Source organism: Microseira wollei NIES-4236 (assembly GCF_020521235.1).
Taxonomy (GTDB): Bacteria; Cyanobacteriota; Cyanobacteriia; order Cyanobacteriales; family Aerosakkonemataceae; genus Microseira; species Microseira wollei.
The window spans coordinates 15,641-32,193 of the sequence record NZ_BLAY01000120.1; the positions used below are offsets into that span (position 1 = coordinate 15,641).

A 16,553-nucleotide genomic window follows, 5' to 3' on the forward strand; every position below is an offset into this window, starting at 1 on the left:
GTTGTAGGTGGAGATGGTTTCGCGAAGCACATCTTTTCCGGGTGCTTCCCAATACAAGAACTCCATTTCCAGGTTCAGTCGTTGCGGATACGTTTACGTATTTTTACGAACCGCGATACTGCACCCGATAGATGCGGTTATTCGCTTCTTGGGTAAATAAAAGACTGCCATCGGGCAACACGAGCAAACCCACCGGGCGTCCCCAAGTCGTAGGTTTAGATGGAGTTAGATCGGTGATTTTTTGTTTGTTTCCGGTAATCTGTTCTTGACCTTTTTGGTAGGGAAACCGCAGGACAGCATCGGTGTTACCCAGGAAGAAATAATTATCCGCAAATGATATCCGGCGAAGGTTTTGCTCCCATCTGCGATGCCGTCGCCGTTGGTATCTCGTAGCAAGCGAATGCGGTTTTGGCGAGTTTCGCTGACTAAAACATCGCCTTTGGCAGTTATAGCTAGCCAACGGGGGGCGTCTAAATTATCCGCGAAAACGTTAACGACAAAACCGGGTGGGACTCTGAGGGTAGGGTTTTGGGGAATGGGGATGACATTGGGAGGTTTGGAAGCGCTTTGGGTGGCCAAGGGTAGAAAGGGAACGAACCACTCCAGACACAGAGGACGCAGAGAAGAGAGAATTTCATCATATTGAGGTTGGACTGAAATCTCTAATTCCAGGGTAAGATCGAACGCTATGGATAGTTACTCGCTTCAGTGCTAAAAGATTACCCATCTTCTTCCTTCTTTCTTCGCGTCCTTTGCGTCTTCGCGGTTTATTAAATAGGTATTCTTCTGGTGGGAAGCGAGTAACTTCCTCTCCCTCCTCTCCCATCTCCCCATGAAACAAGAGCAAAATAAACTATCTACGCGCCTGATATCCCTGGATGTGTTTCGGGGGATAGCGATCGCTGGCATGATTTTGGTGAATCAGGCGGGTGTGGCGGATCGGGTTTATCCGTTTTTGGCACATGCGGACTGGAATGGATGCACTTTGGCGGATTTGGTGTTTCCGTTTTTTCTGTTTATTGTGGGGGTAGCGATCGCTTTCTCTTTTTCCAAGTACAGCGAAGGCGCAACTCCTCCCGCTTCTGTCTACTGGCGCATCTTGCGTCGCAGTTTAATCCTTTTCGGTTTGGGTATATTTCTCAACGGCTTTTGGAATTATAACTGGGAAAAGATCCGCATTATGGGGGTGTTGCAGCGCATCAGCGTCGCCTACTTGCTAGCATCCCTCGCCGTGCTGAAGCTACCCCGGAAAGGACAATGGGCGTTAGCGATCTTGTTGCTTGTGGGATATTGGATAGCGATGACAGTTATCCCCGTTCCTGGATACGGCGCCAATGTCCTGACGCGGTTCGGGAACTTCGGCGCTTATATCGACCGTTTGATAATACCAGGCGCTCATTTATATAGGGGAGATAGTTACAATTCTCTGGGAGATCCGGAAGGACTTTTTAGTACCCTACCCGCCGTGGTTACAGTTTTATTAGGTTATTTTACCGGACAGTGGTTGCGTCAGCGCCCGATTGATTCAAATACGAGCATGGATTTGGTGCTGTTTGGTCTTGGTAGCTTAATTATCGGCATTTTGTGGGATGGGGTTTTTCCGATTAATAAAAAGCTTTGGACGAGTTCATACGTTCTTTTTACCGCAGGATGGGCGTTGTTGGTTCTCGCAGCTTGTTATGAATTAATCGAAGTGCGTAAAATCCGCCGGTGGGGAAAACCTTTTGCGGTTATGGGTGTGAATGCGATTGCTATCTTCGTAGCTTCGGTTTTAGCTATCAAAATTTTGGTGAAAACCCAAGTCGGAAACGCTACATCTACCTTTGAATGGATTTACCAAAATATTTTCGCATCTTGGGCGGGTGGGATGAACGGATCGTTATTATTCGCCCTCGTGACGTTATTATTTTGGTGGGTTGTCGCTTATGGGATGTATCGGCGGGGATGGTTTGTCAAAGTTTAACGATCAGAAACCCGACTTTTTAGAGAATTCCCTAGTTACATTTTTGGTTTTGCTAATAGCTAATTGCTAATAGTATATCCGCCAAATCTTCCCACGAGCAATTAGCAATTAGCAATTAGCTATTAGCTACTCAATTGGTAGATCGATCGTAAATTCTGTCCCCTCTCCCAAGACTGACTCGCAGGTCAAACTTCCCTGATGGGTTTCTGTGACAATTTGACGGCTAATTGATAATCCTAATCCCGTCCCTTTTCCGACTGCTTTTGTAGTAAATAAGCGCTCAAATATTTGCGCTTTAACTTCTTCGGTCATGCCTTTGCCATTGTCTTTAATTTTAATCAACACGTTTTGCTTATCTGCCGAGACTTCTGTTTTAATGGTGATGGTATTGGGACAGTTTTGAATTTCCGCAAAAGTGCGATTTTGATTAGATTCATCGAGGGAATCGATGGCATTTGCCAGAATATTCATAAATACCTGATTTAATTGTCCCAAATAACACTTGACTTGGGGAATATTGCCGTATTCTTTAAGGATTTGAATTTCGGGACGCTTTTCGTTAGCTTTGAGGCGATGGCGTAAAATCATCAAAGTGCTATCGAGTCCTTCGTGTATATTTGCCTCAACTTTTTCAGCGGTATCGGCGCGGGAGAAAGTGCGGAGGGAGGTGCTGATATTTTTGATGCGATCGCACCCCACTTGCATCGACGCTAGCATTTTGGGTAAGTCTTCTAAAAGATATTCGATGTCCAAATCTTCAGCTTTTTCCTCAATTTCATCGCCGGGATGGGGGAATTTTTCCTGATAGAGTTGCAAGAATTCTGCGATGTCTTGAACTGAGGCAATAGCTTCGTTAATATTGCCGCAAATAAACCCAACTGGGTTATTGATTTCGTGAGCAACTCCTGCTACTAAATTCCCCAAAGCCGACATTTTTTCACTTTGCACCAATTGCAGTTGCGTTTGTTGAAGGTCTTGGAGTGCTTGCTGTGCTTGCTGATAGAGTCGAGCATTTTCTAAAGAAATCGCCGCTTGGGAACAAAGCAGGTTGAGGACAGTGATGCGATCGCTTGTAAATGCCTCGATTGTTAAGCGATTTTCCAAATAAAGAATCGCCACAAGTTCGCCTTGTTTGAGAATCGGAGTGCAAAGTAAACTTTTGGGTTTAGTTTGTATAAGGTAGGGATCGCTGATAAAGGCAGGATGGGAAATAATATCTTGAGTCAGGAGTAATTTATGAGTCCGTTTGACAGTATTGATAATAGTTAAAGGCAGGTTTTGAGCTGATTCTAGGGGAGTGGAATCAAAACTGCACTTTGCACCCGCAACACACTCAAAAGCAACTTGCCAATTTTCCCCATCTTTCAAAATTAGAACACCTTTATCTGCACCTGCATTTTCCAGCGCTACTTGCATCAATTTAACCAGCAGTTTGTCTAGCTCAATTTCGCTAGAAAGAGCTTGGGAAGCTTTAATAACAGCTGCTAAATCCAAAGCATAAGAGGTATGGGTATTGGTATTGGTAGGATGAACGGTTATAGTCGCTTCCAAGGATAAAGTTTGACCGGAATTGGAACGCATTTTTGGCTGCTGAAAAATGGGATACAGCAATTGGGGATAGCGTTGTTCTAAATCTTCAATTTTCGCTTTAGCTTCCCAACGGGCGTAGCAATAATAAGCTTCAATTAAGTAGGTTTGGGCAATTTTTTCTTTGCCCCATTCTAGGTAGAATTTAGCAGCAAGTTCGTTAGCTAATGCTTCGTCTTGGATGTAACCGTTTTGTTTGGCTACAGAGATGGCACAATCGTACAATTCAAGTGCCTCTGTTTTTTGCCCTAAAACTCGATGTTTTTCCGCTGCAACTAAGTCATACTTATGCTTGAAGTTCATCGGCGCATAGTGCGCCCATTTTTGCAAATTTTCCTGATTATACTCTACAATCCCTAGATCCGCAACAGGATAGTTTGCCAAAATTGCTAATGAGTAATAAAATTTGTGCAAAGACACCATCATTGGTGAAAATTCACTGTTGATGCACTCAGCCGCCAAGATAGAATATTCAAGACAAGCTGCATAATCTCCTAACAAATACAGCAGCATCGATTTGGCAACATATGCAGAAAATAGCAGCGTCAGACTATTAGATGCTTGTAACTGAGGTATTGTCAATGTCTCATCAAAGCTTTCTCCCCTCAAACAAGTTGCATCCACAGATTCTCCCAGTAGATTCAACACAGTTTGTCGCCAAATACCCAAAAAATTAATGGAAAATTCTAATTTTAATTTAAATAATAAATCTCGTAATGGTTCCTGTAATTCTTTAACTTCTTTGAGATGTTCGCCTGCAAAGAAAAGGTGATTGCAGTAATTCATCGCACAATAGGATGCATACTCGAAATCCCCCGTATCTAAGCCTACTTGTAGTCCATTGAGAAAGGGAATTAAACTGGCGCGTCCATGTTCTTTATGAGGGCGGATAAAGACGTTAAAAATCAGTTGCAATTTAGACTCAATTTGTTTAGCGTTAAAGCGTTCTAGAAGTTGCAGCGAGAGTAACCCGGAGTGATACCCGCGATCGATATATCCAGGGTGAAGAAACAACAGCGCCCCAAAGCCATATCCCACAGCAGATAATGCTGAATACCCATGCTCAAAAGAAGCTTTAATTACAGCCAAGGTTACTTTAGGAAAAAGATCCGGTTGGGCGAAGTAAGTAGGACCAATCAGGCGCGCCAGGATTTCCACTTTAGCTAACTCAAAAGCATCGGTCATTACTTTGAGAGAATCAACAGACTCAAGACTAGGTATTTCTATATTGGTTAAATCGGCATCTGAGGAAGGCGATAGAGAAAATCCTAATAATTCCAAAGCTTTTAAGCCAGTTTCAATGGCTTTTAGCATGTGATTTTGAGCAATATAAAACTGGATTTTTAGTTGATATACTGCTACGTTATCCAAAACGGTTTTTGTATGTTGCAGAGTTAACTCTGCCAGTTCAGCAGACCGAACAAAATTAGAATTTAGATACTCTAATTCAATCGCCTCCAGATGTAAAGCTAGAATCAATTCATATCGTTCTTGCCAACTGTTTTCCGTCAGCAGCGTTAAACCAATATTTGAGTATCTGAGTGCAGCTTCATAAGCAGCAGAAGCTTTCGCCTTGCGTCCAGCAATTAAATTCAATCTGGCTAACTCATCTTTTTGCAAAGGTTGAGCGATCCGGCTGACGCCACACTTCGTGACCGCATCTCTTCCCACATTTAATTGGTTGAGAATATTAAAAATATTCAACTTTCTTTCTGTTTCTGTTGTATTTTGCAAAAGCAAGTCCCCAATTTTGAGGTGAGTTTCCTGTTTTGTATCTTCTGGAATCAGCGAGTAAGCTGCTTGTTGGACGCGATCGTGGAGGAATCTATACAGCGGATTGCAAGCGAGTGAAGGAAAGCCTTTTGGCTGAGTTTGTATAGCGGCAGCATTAATGCTGCCCGCACACCGCTGTCGGTGTACCTCATCCGGCTGCAAACCGCTATAATTGGCTGATTCACCCTCGGTAATCGATAAGGGGTGGGAGACTTCCCTATCTTGGAAAAACTTATAAACCTCACTCGTAGGAATCAGTAACCCTTCCTGCAAAGCCTTCCACAAATCAGCCGCCGTTTCCACTTGAGACTTCTGATAAACGATCGCCAGCGTCCCTAAATCAAAAGAGTTGCCAATACAAGCAGCAAGTTTCAACACATCTTGAGTCTTTCCTGGCAACTTCTGTAACTGAAGTGCCATAAATTCTACCACATCATCGGTCAAAGATAATGCCTTAACTTGGGCAATATCGCACTGCCACCCCCCTTGACTTCCCCCCTTACCAAGGGGGGATTGAGGGGGGATAAAAGTAATCAACTTATCTTCGTACAGCGATTTGAGGAATTGGGTAGCAAAGAAAGGATTTCCCTTGGTTTTTTGGTAAACTAATTCCGTCAGGGGTAATGCGAGTTCTCTAGCACAATTGAGCGTGTCAGCAATCAAGTTATTTAAGTCAGTTGATTTCAGAGGATCTAACGCAATTGTATTAACAGTAGCTTTGGCTTTTTTAATTTCTGACAAGGTCAAAATTAATGGATGTACTGGGGAAACTTCATTATCTCGATAAGCACTTATGAGTAGTAGATAGCCACTATCGGTTTCGCCGATCAATAATTGCATCAATTTCAAAGATGCCGAGTCCGCCCATTGCAAGTCATCCAAAAAGATGACAAGGGGATGTTCTTTGGTAGTAAAAACAGAGATGAATTTATGGAACAATAAATTGAAGCGATTTTGTGCTGCACTGCCTGATAGTTCCTGGACGGGTGGCTGTTTGCCAATAATTCGTTCCAGTTCCGGAATAACTTCAATAATAACCTTAGCTTGGTCGCCCAAAGCCGCGAGCATCTTTTCTTTCCACTGTTGAACTTTGATGTCGGTTTCTGTCAGCAGTTGCCACATCAAATCCCGGAAAGCTTGCACGAAGGCAGAGAAAGGAATATGGCGATTAAATTGGTCAAATTTCCCTTTAATAAAATACCCGCGTTGTTTGACAATCGGCTTGTGAACTTCGTTTACAACGGCAGTTTTACCAATCCCAGAAAATCCTGCCACCAGCATCAGTTCGGTTTTGGATTTCCTCTCGTTCCTTTGGCTCTGCCTGGGAACGCAGATCCTTTGGCTCTGCCTCCCTATAGCTAGGAGGCAGAGCCTCTAGGCAGGCATTCCCAGGCTCTGCCTGGGAATGAGTTCTCTCCGCGTAAGAGCGTAAGAGCGTAAGAGCGTCTTCTTCCCCTGCTACTCGGTTAAAGGCAGCGAGTAAAGTTTTGATTTCTTCGTCGCGACCGTAGAGCTTTTCTGGAATAATGAACCGCTGCGATATATCGCGTTTTCCTAATTCAAAATCATCGATATTACCAGTTTTTTTCCATCCAGCTATGCAAGTTTCTATGTCAGATTTTAACCCCAAAGCACTTTGATAGCGTTCTTCGGCATTTTTCGCCATCAATTTGCTGATAATTTGCGATAAAATAGGTGGTATATTGGGGTTTAAACTGCTAAGGCATGGGGGTTCTTTGGCAATATGACAGTGGACTAATTCCATCGGGTCATCTGAGGTGAAAGGCAACTTTCCCGTCAGGAGTTCAAAGAAAGTCACCCCCAAAGAATAAAAGTCACTGCGGTAATCAATACCCCTGTTCATGCGTCCGGTTTGTTCGGGAGAGAGGTAAGCAAGCGTTCCTTCAAGGACGTTGGGACTGGTGATAGTTTGGGTTTCTCTCGGCAACAGAGAGGAAATGCTGAAGTCGATGAGTTTAACTTGTTTGGTGTGGGGGTTAATTAAAATATTGGCGGGTTTGATGTCTTGGTGAATCACCCGGTAGCGATACAATCCATCTAAGGTCGAAACAATTTGCAGCGCAATCGGCAAAAATTCAGCAATGGGTAATGGAGTTTCCAGACAAAGCTGTGGGAACGAGGTAATCGGTAATGTTTTGGATTTTGTTTGCTCTATTGCTGCCAATAAGACAGCATATTCTTTGAGGGAGATACCGCCAAAGTCCTCCATCACTATGGCGTAACCGTTGCCATAGGTTTCCAAACTGTAGGGACGAACCACTCCCGGTAGGTCGAGGTTTTTGGCAATGGTGTATTGATTGCGGAATTGCAGCAATTCGGTGAAGCTGGGATAGGGATTCTTGAGGATTTTGACGATCGCCGGTTGTTGGTCGGACTCTCGCAAACCTCGATAAACAAGCGTTCTGGAACCGTTGTAGATTTGTTCGCTAATCTGATAACCGGGAAAACTGATCGACATAGCTGGTAATATCTTCGCCTTGAGACTGCTTAGATTTATTTTGCCCGGTAGTTGCTAAAAATGCTCAGATCTGTTACGTCTCTACAAACTTTCGTAGTCTGGACAAGAGTCGTGACTCAAAAACCGCTCAACTCATTTGGCAAAACACCCACCAGATACACCAAATCTTCTACGGCGATGTTCTGGAGAAATCACTGCTGGTGGTTGCGGTAAAGCTGCCAACCATTGCTTAACTGGCATTGTAGGACTTGGCGGGGACTCTTGCGGCGCTTTGAGTTGAATAATTGCTCGCTTGCTAATGGCTAATTGCTAATTGCTAATTAACCCAAGTTGCTAGTTACATCCAAGGACACACTGATAATAGCACTCTCATCGGGAGCCTTTTAACCAGTAGCAATTAGCCATTAGCCATGAGCAATTACCAATTACCTCGTACTCCTAAAATATTCGCCTTCTAAGACAGGTGCGGGTGTCTTTTGTCGTTCTAAAAATTTACTCAAAGCGTAGGCCATATCCCCCCGCGTCATGGGATTTAGCGGGTTAATATTTCCTCGGTCATCGAGCTTGACAAAACCTTCATAAAGTGCTGTTGCCATTGATTTTTTAGCCCAATCGGGGATTTGTGCTGAATCGGGATAATCGGATAAAATTCTAGTCACCGTTTGATCGGGAAACTGAAATACCCCATAAGCTTGAGCAAAAATAGCCAAAGCTTCGGCGCGAGAAACTCGTTGGTTGGGGAAAAACATATTGTCGCGATAGCCGCGCATAATGCCAGTTTTGAGAACAATTTGAATATCGTTAAATGCCCAGAAAGAAGGGGGGACATCTGGAACTGCAATCAAATTTTCCCTGGTGGCAGCGACTCGTTTATTTAGCTCAAAAGCTTTGACTAAAATAGAGGCAAGTTCGGCGCGACTGACCAGGCGTTCGGGATAAAACTGTCCATCAGGGTAATTCGTCATCAATCTAGCCGCCAAAACCCGTTGTATGGGGTCGGCGGGGAGGGTGGAATCGGGTTGTGCTGGAGATTGAGCGCTCGCTGCGGGCGTCCACAAGACAATCCCTGGTAAACCTTGAAGCAAAACCAAAAGAGAAACCGTACTAAGAAACTGACCCATAGTCAAACCCCGCTACTAACCAGTTATTCTGACTTCTCTAACCCCATCCCTGTTTCCAAAGGAAACAAAAACTATAGGTGAGGTCGTCAGTAATTATTGTAGAAAATCGCCTTTCAAGGGTTAAAAATAGTTTTTTCGCCCCCGCCGGTTAGGAAATCAGCGCCAGTTAGCTATATCTAGGACTTCCCACATGGATAAGCTAAAATCTACAATCGACTCAACAGACCAGCAAGCAAGGGAGACTGCCAACTTGATCGCCTCTAACGAAACGCAAATTAAGAGCGAACCGATGCCAATCGTCACAGACCCGGAGATCATCAACCAGGTCATGATTAGCAAGCTCAACACGCGCATATATCCCCGTGGCGAACTGATAATGCCTTGCGTTCCAGCGATGCTAGAACATTACATGGAGCGACTAAAGGTGCTGTTCCAAACCCTTGGCAGACCCTTCTCTGGCGACGAACTGATTCAGTTGCGCGAACTGCTGGCGCGCCGGTTAAAAGAAGGATATGAAGCTTCACCTCATTCCAACCTAGTTTTGCGCTACGAACCCGCCAAAGCGCCGCAAACCGGGTTAGCGTGCAATCTTTCTACCGTCGTTTCTTCGGTTGCCGAGCAGTATAAAACCTGGGTGGATAACCGAAAACCCCCCCTATTCGGTTCCCATCCAGATGCTAAAGTGATGGCAACTGTTGCCGAATTGAAGGCAGATCCGGCAAAAACCCCCATTTTAGACGTGGGTGCTGGAACTGGAAGAAACACCTTACCCCTAGCTAGACTTGGGTATTTGGTTCATGCGATCGAGTTAACCCCCGAATTTGTGCAGCAAATACAAACCACTGCCGAAGCAGAAGGGTTACCCGTCGTCGTCACCCAAGGAAATATCCTCGATCCGATGGTGCGGATGCGTCCCGCACACTACAAAATGGCAGTCGTCGCTGAGGTGATTTCCCACTTTCGCGATGCGGATCAGCTGCGACTGTTGATGGCAAAAATGTGCGATGTGATTCGGTCGGGTGGATTGTTGTTGTTTAATACTTTCTTAGCCGTCGATGGATACGAACCAGATGCCGCAGTGCGAGAAATGTCACAAATTGCTTGGTCTACGATTTTCACCCGCGCCGAACTGGCATCGGCAATGGAAGATTTACCCTTAGAATTAATATCCGACGATCCCGTATTTGAATACGAAAAACAAAATTTACCGCCGGAAGCATGGCCCCCGACGGGATGGTTTAATAATTGGGCAACGGGACGCGATTTATTCCCCCTCGCCGAACAACAACCGCCGATGGAATTGCGGTGGATTTTGTGCAAGCGCCTTTGAACGATTTAAGATTTAAGATTGCAGATTGGAGATATTAGATTGGATTTAAATCTAATATCTCCAATCTAAAATCTTAAATTCATTCGAGGGTATCGCCCATTTTTTCCCCATCGTGGTAGGCGGCGAAGAGGACTTCGCTGGTTTTGCCGTAAGCGATCGCACCCGTCGAATCAATTCCAATTGCCCCTAAATCCCTTCCGTTAGCACGCGCTTCGCCGATACTACGCTCAAATGCCGCCCCTATTGACATCCCATCGGTGACTCGCACGACAATTTTTGCCGCCAAACACTCATCGATGATGTCTTCTCCAATACCCGTACAACTCACCGCTGCGTAGCGCGAGGCGTAATTCCCCGCAGGCATTGCCGAGTCGCTGACTCGCCCGATGCGCTCAAATCCTTTGCCCCCTGTAGAAGTGCCTGCGGCTAAATTTCCCATACAGTCGAGCGCTACTACACCAATCGTACCCCGGCGGGCGCTACCATCTGCTATCAGTTCTTTTTCGGCGACCACACCTGCCATTTCTTTGGTAAAATTAGCCTGGCGTTCCTGCATCCATTCCTGCAACCGAATATCAGTGAGGGGATTGTAGATGGGAATTTGCAGCTCGCGCAGCAGTTCGGCTGACCCAACATCCGATAAAACCCGATCCGCAGAAGTTTGTAAAGTGTCAGCTAAATGAATCGGATTTTGGACGCGGGAAACGTTGATTACACCGCTAAACCGCTGAGTCCGTCCATCCATTAAAGAAGCGCTCATGCGAATTTGACCGTCAGATTGCAGTACCGATCCAGTTCCGGCATTAAACCGGGGATCGTCCTCTAACATGTGACAACCCCGCACGACGGCTTCTTTCGCACTCGCTCCCGATAACAATAGGGGGTATACTTCTTCCAAGACTTTATAGAGCGACCGACGGACTACCTCAACTCCACCTTTCCCTTTGAGCGAGCCACCAGCTCCCCCGTGGATAATCAGTTTAGGTTGTATCGTTTGATCTGACATTTAGTTTTGATTCCTTAAACAAGTAACAACTAGCTGCATCGTCGATTAGACTTCTGCAAAAAACAAACTCTTTGGCAGGCAGGATGCCTACCCCACAAGAGTTTTTGCAGAGAGCTATTGCCAGTAGTCAACACTGACTACTGACGGCTGACCGATGACCGACGACGGCGGCAGCGTTCTGAGCAGTATTTAACATCATGCCAGCAATCTTCCCATTTCTGGCGCCAGGTGAAGGGACGTTGACAGACAGGGCAAATTTTTGTGGGTAAATCGGATTTAGAACGTTGACGCGGCATGTTAATTTAACGATACCTATTGTGTATCTTTGATTGTAAAGAAGTCCCGCCCTGGAACAGTTATGGATGAAACGTCCTTGGACGAGGTGCGGATAGTGTTAGTGCAACCAATTGGTCCATTAAATGTGGGATCGGTGGCGCGTGGGATGAAAAATATGGGGCTGCGCCATCTGGTTTTGGTCGAGCCTTTATGCGATTATTTGGGGGAACAAGCAAGGCTAATGGCAGTACACGCGCAAGACCTGTTGGCAGCAGCAAGGGTAGTCGCGACCTTGCCGGAAGCGTTGGCAGGGTGTACAAAAGCGATCGCTACCACATCGGTTGAGCGCTCGCGGTCGATTCAACTGGAAAATCCCAGAACCGCTTTACCCTGGTTGCTGCAAGCAGGTCCATCCGCCTTAATTTTCGGTTCGGAAGATCGCGGTTTAAGCAACGACGAACTCAAATACGCCCAGCGATTTGTCCGCATTCCCTCCAGCGATGCCTATCATTCGTTAAATTTGGCTCAAGCTGTCGCTGTTTGCTGTTACGAGCTGTATCAGTCAGCCATCAGCCAAGACGAGGCTTTCGGGGAAAATGCGCCTGGGTCGATGATGAACGAACTTTCTTCCTTATCTTCCCCCCACCCCCCCCTAAAAAAAGGGGAGTCTCTGGAAAAGGATTTAGTTAGTCGGGGGATTGAGGGGGGTGTTCCATTAGAAGCTTTAGAGCAGTACTATGAACATTTAGAAGCCGTGCTGTTAAAAATCGGTTATCTTTATCCCCACACAGCAGCCAGCCGCATGGCAAAATTCCGACTTCTGTTTAATCGCACCCAGCTATCTACTCAAGAGGTGGCAATGCTGCGAGGTATTCTCAGCCAGGTGGAATGGGCGATTTGTAATGGTGCTGCCACTCAAGTAAAATCGGCTCAGTTGGAGGGCAGCTCAACTGCCGTTCAACCAGACACTAGGTTTGAAAGCAAAGCATCTCTATCGGGCATCGAGGATTCAGGAGAAGAAACCGATCTGTAGTAACGCAAGTTGCTAGTTATAAACAAGGGCGTTGCTAATTGCTAATTGCTAATTGCTAATTGCTAATTGCTAATATAGGATTTTTACCAATTTCGCCATTAGCCATTAGCCATTAGCCGCTCCCAGAGAGATAACTAGCAACTTGAGTTAGTAGAGTTTGTTGGGATTGAAATATAGAACAACTGTGGTGCGATTCAAGGAGCGATAGCGATAGCTTCACAAACAGTGGGCGATTAAATTGAGTCCGGGTCACGGGATGAAAAAGATCGGGGAGGTGATGTAGATGATGGGGATGAGCAAGTAATATCCTTGCCACCTTCCCTGTCCTCCCCTCGTCCCCCCACCTTACCCACCTTCTCCATTTTTTGCTCGGGAAAGATGCCGTGACAAGTAAATTTTCCCTTCGAGTCCCTTTGTTTCCTTGTATTTGATTTGTGAGGTGTGCTTCGTGGCAAGCTCCGAAAAACACCTGACCCGCCGCCAGCGGCAACGGCAGCACAAACAGCAGCCGGTGTTGGGGCGTCAGGAAGTAGCCAGAACATCAACCGATGGATTGGGGTCGTCTCTACCAAGAAAAGCAGGCTGGCGCCGGTTGCGCCTGACGCAAAGCCAGTGGCAGCGCTTTCAGGGACAGTCGCGTTTGAATTGGTTGCGGCGACTGTTCGGTAAATCTGTTAGTTTGTCGCTGCCGGAAAAAAAGCCGAGCGTACGCTCCCGCCGCGCGGATCGTCCGGCGGTTAAATTATCCCCACCTGAAAAACCGCCCTCCCAGTCTCCAAGTGGCAGCAAGGTTGAACAAATATCTGCGGCGCGTCGCCGTCGGCAGTCTGCGGTTAAACCCTCAAGAGAGGTTGACACGCCGCCGCAAAAACCATCTCCCGGTGACACCTCGCCTCGCAGACGCCCCCAAAGCCAAATTCGCTCATCGGGTGCCAATAAATCCCCCAACCAGCCGCCGGAGCGCTCTACAACATCCAAACCAACAGCGGTCAGACCGTTGGGCAAACCCAAGCGGGGAGAAGGCTCCCCGCTTATTTACGGGACTCGCCTGCTCATATTGGGCATTGGCCTTGGGGTGGTGGTGGGTACGCTGCTGTCAATTGGAAACCCAACCAGCCACACTCGCCCCAGTGCTTCTCCCACAAATCAGTCATCCCAGATTAAGAAAGCGGTGGCATCAGAAAGTTTACCCGATGCTCCCTGGCCAAGCGAACTGCAAATATCGTCCCAGCAGAGTGAGGAAATCGCACCCCTGAAAGCGGAAATTACAGCGGCGTTGGAACAGTATCCCCAATTGACGCCTGGAGTATTTATCCTCGATCCGGATACGGATGCCTATTTCGACTTGAATGGGACTTCTGCGATCCCGTCTGCTAGCACGATCAAAATACCGATTTTGGTTGCCTTTTTCCAGGATGTGGATGCGGGCAAAATCCGCCTCGATGAGTTGCTAACGATGAAACCGCAATTTATTGCCACCGGCAGCGGCAACATGCAGCACAAGTTTCCGGGGTCGAGGTATACGGCCTGGGAAACCGCCACCAAAATGATTACGATTAGCGATAACACCGCAACAAATATGCTAATCGAGCGCTTAGGCGGTGGAGAAGCCCTCAATCAGCGGTTCCTTTCTTGGGGCTTGACGGCAACGGCGATCCGCAACCAACTCCCCGATGTAGAAGGAACAAACACCACCAGCGCTAAGGATTTGGCGACTTTAATCGCTTTTGTTAACCAAGGAGATTTGCTGTCTAAACAGTCGCGCGATCGCTTGCTTTCGATCCTGCGGCGCACCGAAAGAAATCACTTGCTGCCCCGTGGATTGGGCCCTGGTGCTACCATTGCCCACAAAACCGGCTATATTGGCGTCATGCTGGCAGATGCCGGTTTAATCGAGCTACCCAATCGCAAGCGTTATATTGCAGCTGTGATGGTGAAACGCCCGCGCAATGACCCCAGGGCGGAAAAACTGATCCGCCAGATCTCTCGCATTGCTTATCAACACTTCTCTAGAAAGCCGACCGCCTCTCCCCCAACTGTCTCTCAACCTACTGCCTCTGTGGATAATTCGATTATTTCTCCCATCGAACAGTTGGCAAATTCCCCGTCTGCTGTAGCGCGTCGTCAGCTGCAACTGCGCCGCGATGATTAAGGTGGGCAAAAATCGGGGGAGGAGCGGAAGATGTTCCGCTTCGGCAATAATTAGCCTAAACTTATCATTATATCACATCTTTTCCTTCATGGTTGATTTTTTTCCAGAAACTGCCAAATTTTTTGTAGCAGGGGTTCGAGTCCGGTACGGGTGACGGCTGAAATGAGGAAAACGGGGGCGTGGCTCTTGGCTTCGAGAAGAGAAGCAATCGCTGCCAGATCCATAGTTGGGTCAACCGCATCTATTTTATTGAGTGCCAAAATTTGAGGCCGCTCGCTCAACCCCCGATCGTAAGCGAGCAACTCTTGCTGAATCGTGTGATAATTTGCAATCGGATCAGAGCTGGTAGCATCGATCAAGTGCAGCAGCAGCCGAGTGCGTTCGATATGACGCAAAAAATCCTGTCCTAACCCCACGCCTTGATGCGCCCCCTCGATCAATCCGGGAATATCGGCAAAAACGATCCCGTCGCCGTCGGGTTTACGCACCACGCCCAAATTCGGCACTAAGGTTGTAAAGGGATAATCGGCAATTTTAGGCCGTGCGGCGGAAATTGCGGAAATTAGCGTGGATTTACCCGCATTTGGCAGACCAATAATCCCGACTTCTGCCAAAAGCTTTAATTCCAAACGCAGCAGCCGTTGTTCTCCCGGTAGTCCTGGCAGGGCGTATTCGGGTGCGCGGTTGCGGTTGCTGAGGAAATGCTGGTTTCCCAAACCCCCTTTGCCTCCTTGCGCCGCGCAGAAAGTCTGACCGGGTTCTGTCAGATCCGCCAGCAATGAGTTCGTTGTAGCGTCGTAGACCATCGTACCGCAGGGAATTTGGATCAAGCGATCGCTCCCGTTTGCCCCAGTGCAATTATTTGGCCCCCCACGTCCGCCATCTTCTGCCTTAAACCGGCGATCGTACTTGAAATCGAGCAACGTTTGCAGGTGTTGTGTCGCTATCAAGTACACGGAACCGCCCTTACCGCCGTTTCCACCCGATGGTCCCCCAGCCGGGACATACTTTTCCCGCCGGAAGGCTACGATGCCATCACCGCCCTTCCCTCCTTCTACGTTAATTTCTGCTTGGTCGATAAATTGCATAACTATCAGTCGTTATTTGTCAGTTGTCAGTTATGGGTGAAGGGGATGGGCGGGGATTGATCGCAACAATGCATCAGTTTAGCTGACACCCGCACCCAGCAGGAAATGCTGTTACCGAGCGGGGAAATTCCCCACCAAATAAAGGTTATGGTGCGGCAGGACTTCCTTTTTCTCCACCCGGTAGCCATTGCATCTGATACCTGGGTCTTGATTGAGATTTACTTTTTGACCTGAGAGGCTATTTTATCTCTGATTACCTCGGTCTGTGTTGGGATTATCAACCCGACCCGGTAGTCCATTCCCGCCAGCATTACCTCGGTTTTCGTTAGGATTATCAACCCGACCCGGTAGTCCATTCGGTGAGTTACCGGGGCCATCTGGTAAGCCATTACTTCCTCCGTCGCCTGGGTCAGGCTGCGGGGCTGGTGCTGGTGCTGGTGCTGGTGCCGGGGCTGGTGCCGGTGCCGGGGCTGGTGCTGGTGCTGGTGCCGGGGCTGGTGCCGGTGCCGGGGCTGGTGCCGGGGCTGGTGCTGGTGCCGGGGCTGGTGCCGGTGCCGGGGCTGGTGCCGGGGCTGGTGCCGGTGCCGGGGCTGGTGCCGGGGCTGGTGCCGGTGCCGGGGCTGGTGCCGGTGCCGGGGCTGGTGCCGGGGCTGGTGCCGGCGCTGGTGCTGGCGCCGGGGCTGGTGCCGGGGCTGGTGTTATCGGACGCGCACCTGTTTGTGCTCCAGTGACAGCGCTCGTACTG

General features: G+C 47.7%; 10 protein-coding genes and 2 pseudogenes. 5 read left to right on the plus strand and 7 right to left on the minus strand.

The window, feature by feature from the left end; genetic code table 11:
* Positions 1-154 precede the first annotated feature (154 nt).
* Positions 155-582 (minus strand): annotated as a pseudogene (locus MiSe_RS31740) (PQQ-dependent sugar dehydrogenase); the annotation flags it as partial.
* A gap of 250 nt (positions 583-832) precedes the next feature.
* Between MiSe_RS31740 and MiSe_RS31745 the strand changes: the two are divergent.
* Entirely contained in the window at positions 833-1,963 is a 1,131-nt protein-coding gene (locus MiSe_RS31745; RefSeq protein WP_226587627.1) for an acyltransferase family protein, read from the plus strand.
* A 126-nt stretch (positions 1,964-2,089) separates the two neighbouring features.
* On the opposite strand, the gene MiSe_RS52245 is transcribed toward MiSe_RS31745, so the two are convergent.
* The 3 genes and pseudogenes from MiSe_RS52245 to MiSe_RS31765 all read right to left on the minus strand — a co-directional run bounded on the left by MiSe_RS52245 (position 2,090) and on the right by MiSe_RS31765 (position 8,923).
* The gene (locus tag MiSe_RS52245) at positions 2,090-4,864 is read right to left on the minus strand and encodes a GAF domain-containing sensor histidine kinase (protein ID WP_307731577.1); all 2,775 of its coding nucleotides are present in this window, start codon (positions 4,862-4,864) and stop codon (positions 2,090-2,092) included.
* Between the two features lie 435 nt (positions 4,865-5,299).
* Positions 5,300-7,802, minus strand: a pseudogene (locus MiSe_RS53045) (AAA family ATPase); the annotation flags it as partial.
* A gap of 425 nt (positions 7,803-8,227) precedes the next feature.
* Positions 8,228-8,923, minus strand: a complete 696-nt coding sequence (locus MiSe_RS31765; protein ID WP_226587629.1) for an S-layer homology domain-containing protein — start codon at positions 8,921-8,923, stop codon at positions 8,228-8,230.
* Between the two features lie 190 nt (positions 8,924-9,113).
* Here MiSe_RS31765 and MiSe_RS31770 point away from each other — a divergent pair, with 190 nt between their 5' ends.
* The gene (locus MiSe_RS31770; protein ID WP_226587631.1) at positions 9,114-10,253 is read left to right on the plus strand and encodes a class I SAM-dependent methyltransferase; all 1,140 of its coding nucleotides are present in this window, start codon (positions 9,114-9,116) and stop codon (positions 10,251-10,253) included.
* Positions 10,254-10,332: 79 nt separating this feature from the next.
* On the opposite strand, the gene MiSe_RS31775 is transcribed toward MiSe_RS31770, so the two are convergent.
* Complete coding sequence (locus MiSe_RS31775; protein ID WP_226587633.1) at positions 10,333-11,259, minus strand: isoaspartyl peptidase/L-asparaginase; 927 nt, start codon at positions 11,257-11,259, stop codon at positions 10,333-10,335.
* Between the two features lie 137 nt (positions 11,260-11,396).
* Positions 11,397-11,555: a DUF2256 domain-containing protein gene (locus MiSe_RS31780; protein WP_226587634.1), complete on the minus strand. Its 159-nt coding sequence runs from the start codon at positions 11,553-11,555 to the stop codon at positions 11,397-11,399.
* A 62-nt stretch (positions 11,556-11,617) separates the two neighbouring features.
* Here MiSe_RS31780 and MiSe_RS31785 point away from each other — a divergent pair, with 62 nt between their 5' ends.
* Both MiSe_RS31785 and MiSe_RS31790 read left to right on the plus strand, forming a co-directional pair.
* A complete protein-coding gene (locus MiSe_RS31785; protein ID WP_226587636.1) occupies positions 11,618-12,568 on the plus strand; it encodes an RNA methyltransferase in 951 nt (316 codons plus the stop codon).
* A 448-nt stretch (positions 12,569-13,016) separates the two neighbouring features.
* A complete protein-coding gene (locus MiSe_RS31790; RefSeq protein WP_226587638.1) occupies positions 13,017-14,720 on the plus strand; it encodes a serine hydrolase in 1,704 nt (567 codons plus the stop codon).
* Positions 14,721-14,806: 86 nt separating this feature from the next.
* Here MiSe_RS31790 and obgE read toward each other — a convergent pair whose 3' ends face one another.
* Complete coding sequence (obgE, locus tag MiSe_RS31795; protein WP_226587640.1) at positions 14,807-15,808, minus strand: GTPase ObgE; 1,002 nt, start codon at positions 15,806-15,808, stop codon at positions 14,807-14,809.
* A 359-nt stretch (positions 15,809-16,167) separates the two neighbouring features.
* Between obgE and MiSe_RS31800 the strand changes: the two genes are divergently transcribed.
* Positions 16,168-16,539 carry a hypothetical protein gene (locus MiSe_RS31800; RefSeq protein ID WP_226587642.1) on the plus strand — a complete coding sequence of 124 codons (372 nt, stop codon included), beginning with the start codon at positions 16,168-16,170 and terminating at the stop codon, positions 16,537-16,539.
* Positions 16,540-16,553: the final 14 nt, after the last annotated feature.

Coding starts and splice junctions, on each gene's coding strand:
- MiSe_RS31780 (WP_226587634.1), bottom strand. CDS start 11,555: ATGCCGCGTCAACGTTCTAAATCCGATTTACCCACAAAAATTTGCCCT.
- MiSe_RS52245 (WP_307731577.1), bottom strand. CDS start 4,864: ATGCTAAAAGCCATTGAAACTGGCTTAAAAGCTTTGGAATTATTAGGA.
- MiSe_RS31765 (WP_226587629.1), bottom strand. CDS start 8,923: ATGGGTCAGTTTCTTAGTACGGTTTCTCTTTTGGTTTTGCTTCAAGGT.
- obgE (WP_226587640.1), bottom strand. CDS start 15,808: ATGCAATTTATCGACCAAGCAGAAATTAACGTAGAAGGAGGGAAGGGC.
- MiSe_RS31775 (WP_226587633.1), bottom strand. CDS start 11,259: ATGTCAGATCAAACGATACAACCTAAACTGATTATCCACGGGGGAGCT.
- MiSe_RS31770 (WP_226587631.1), top strand. CDS start 9,114: ATGGATAAGCTAAAATCTACAATCGACTCAACAGACCAGCAAGCAAGG.
- MiSe_RS31785 (WP_226587636.1), top strand. CDS start 11,618: ATGGATGAAACGTCCTTGGACGAGGTGCGGATAGTGTTAGTGCAACCA.
- MiSe_RS31745 (WP_226587627.1), top strand. CDS start 833: ATGAAACAAGAGCAAAATAAACTATCTACGCGCCTGATATCCCTGGAT.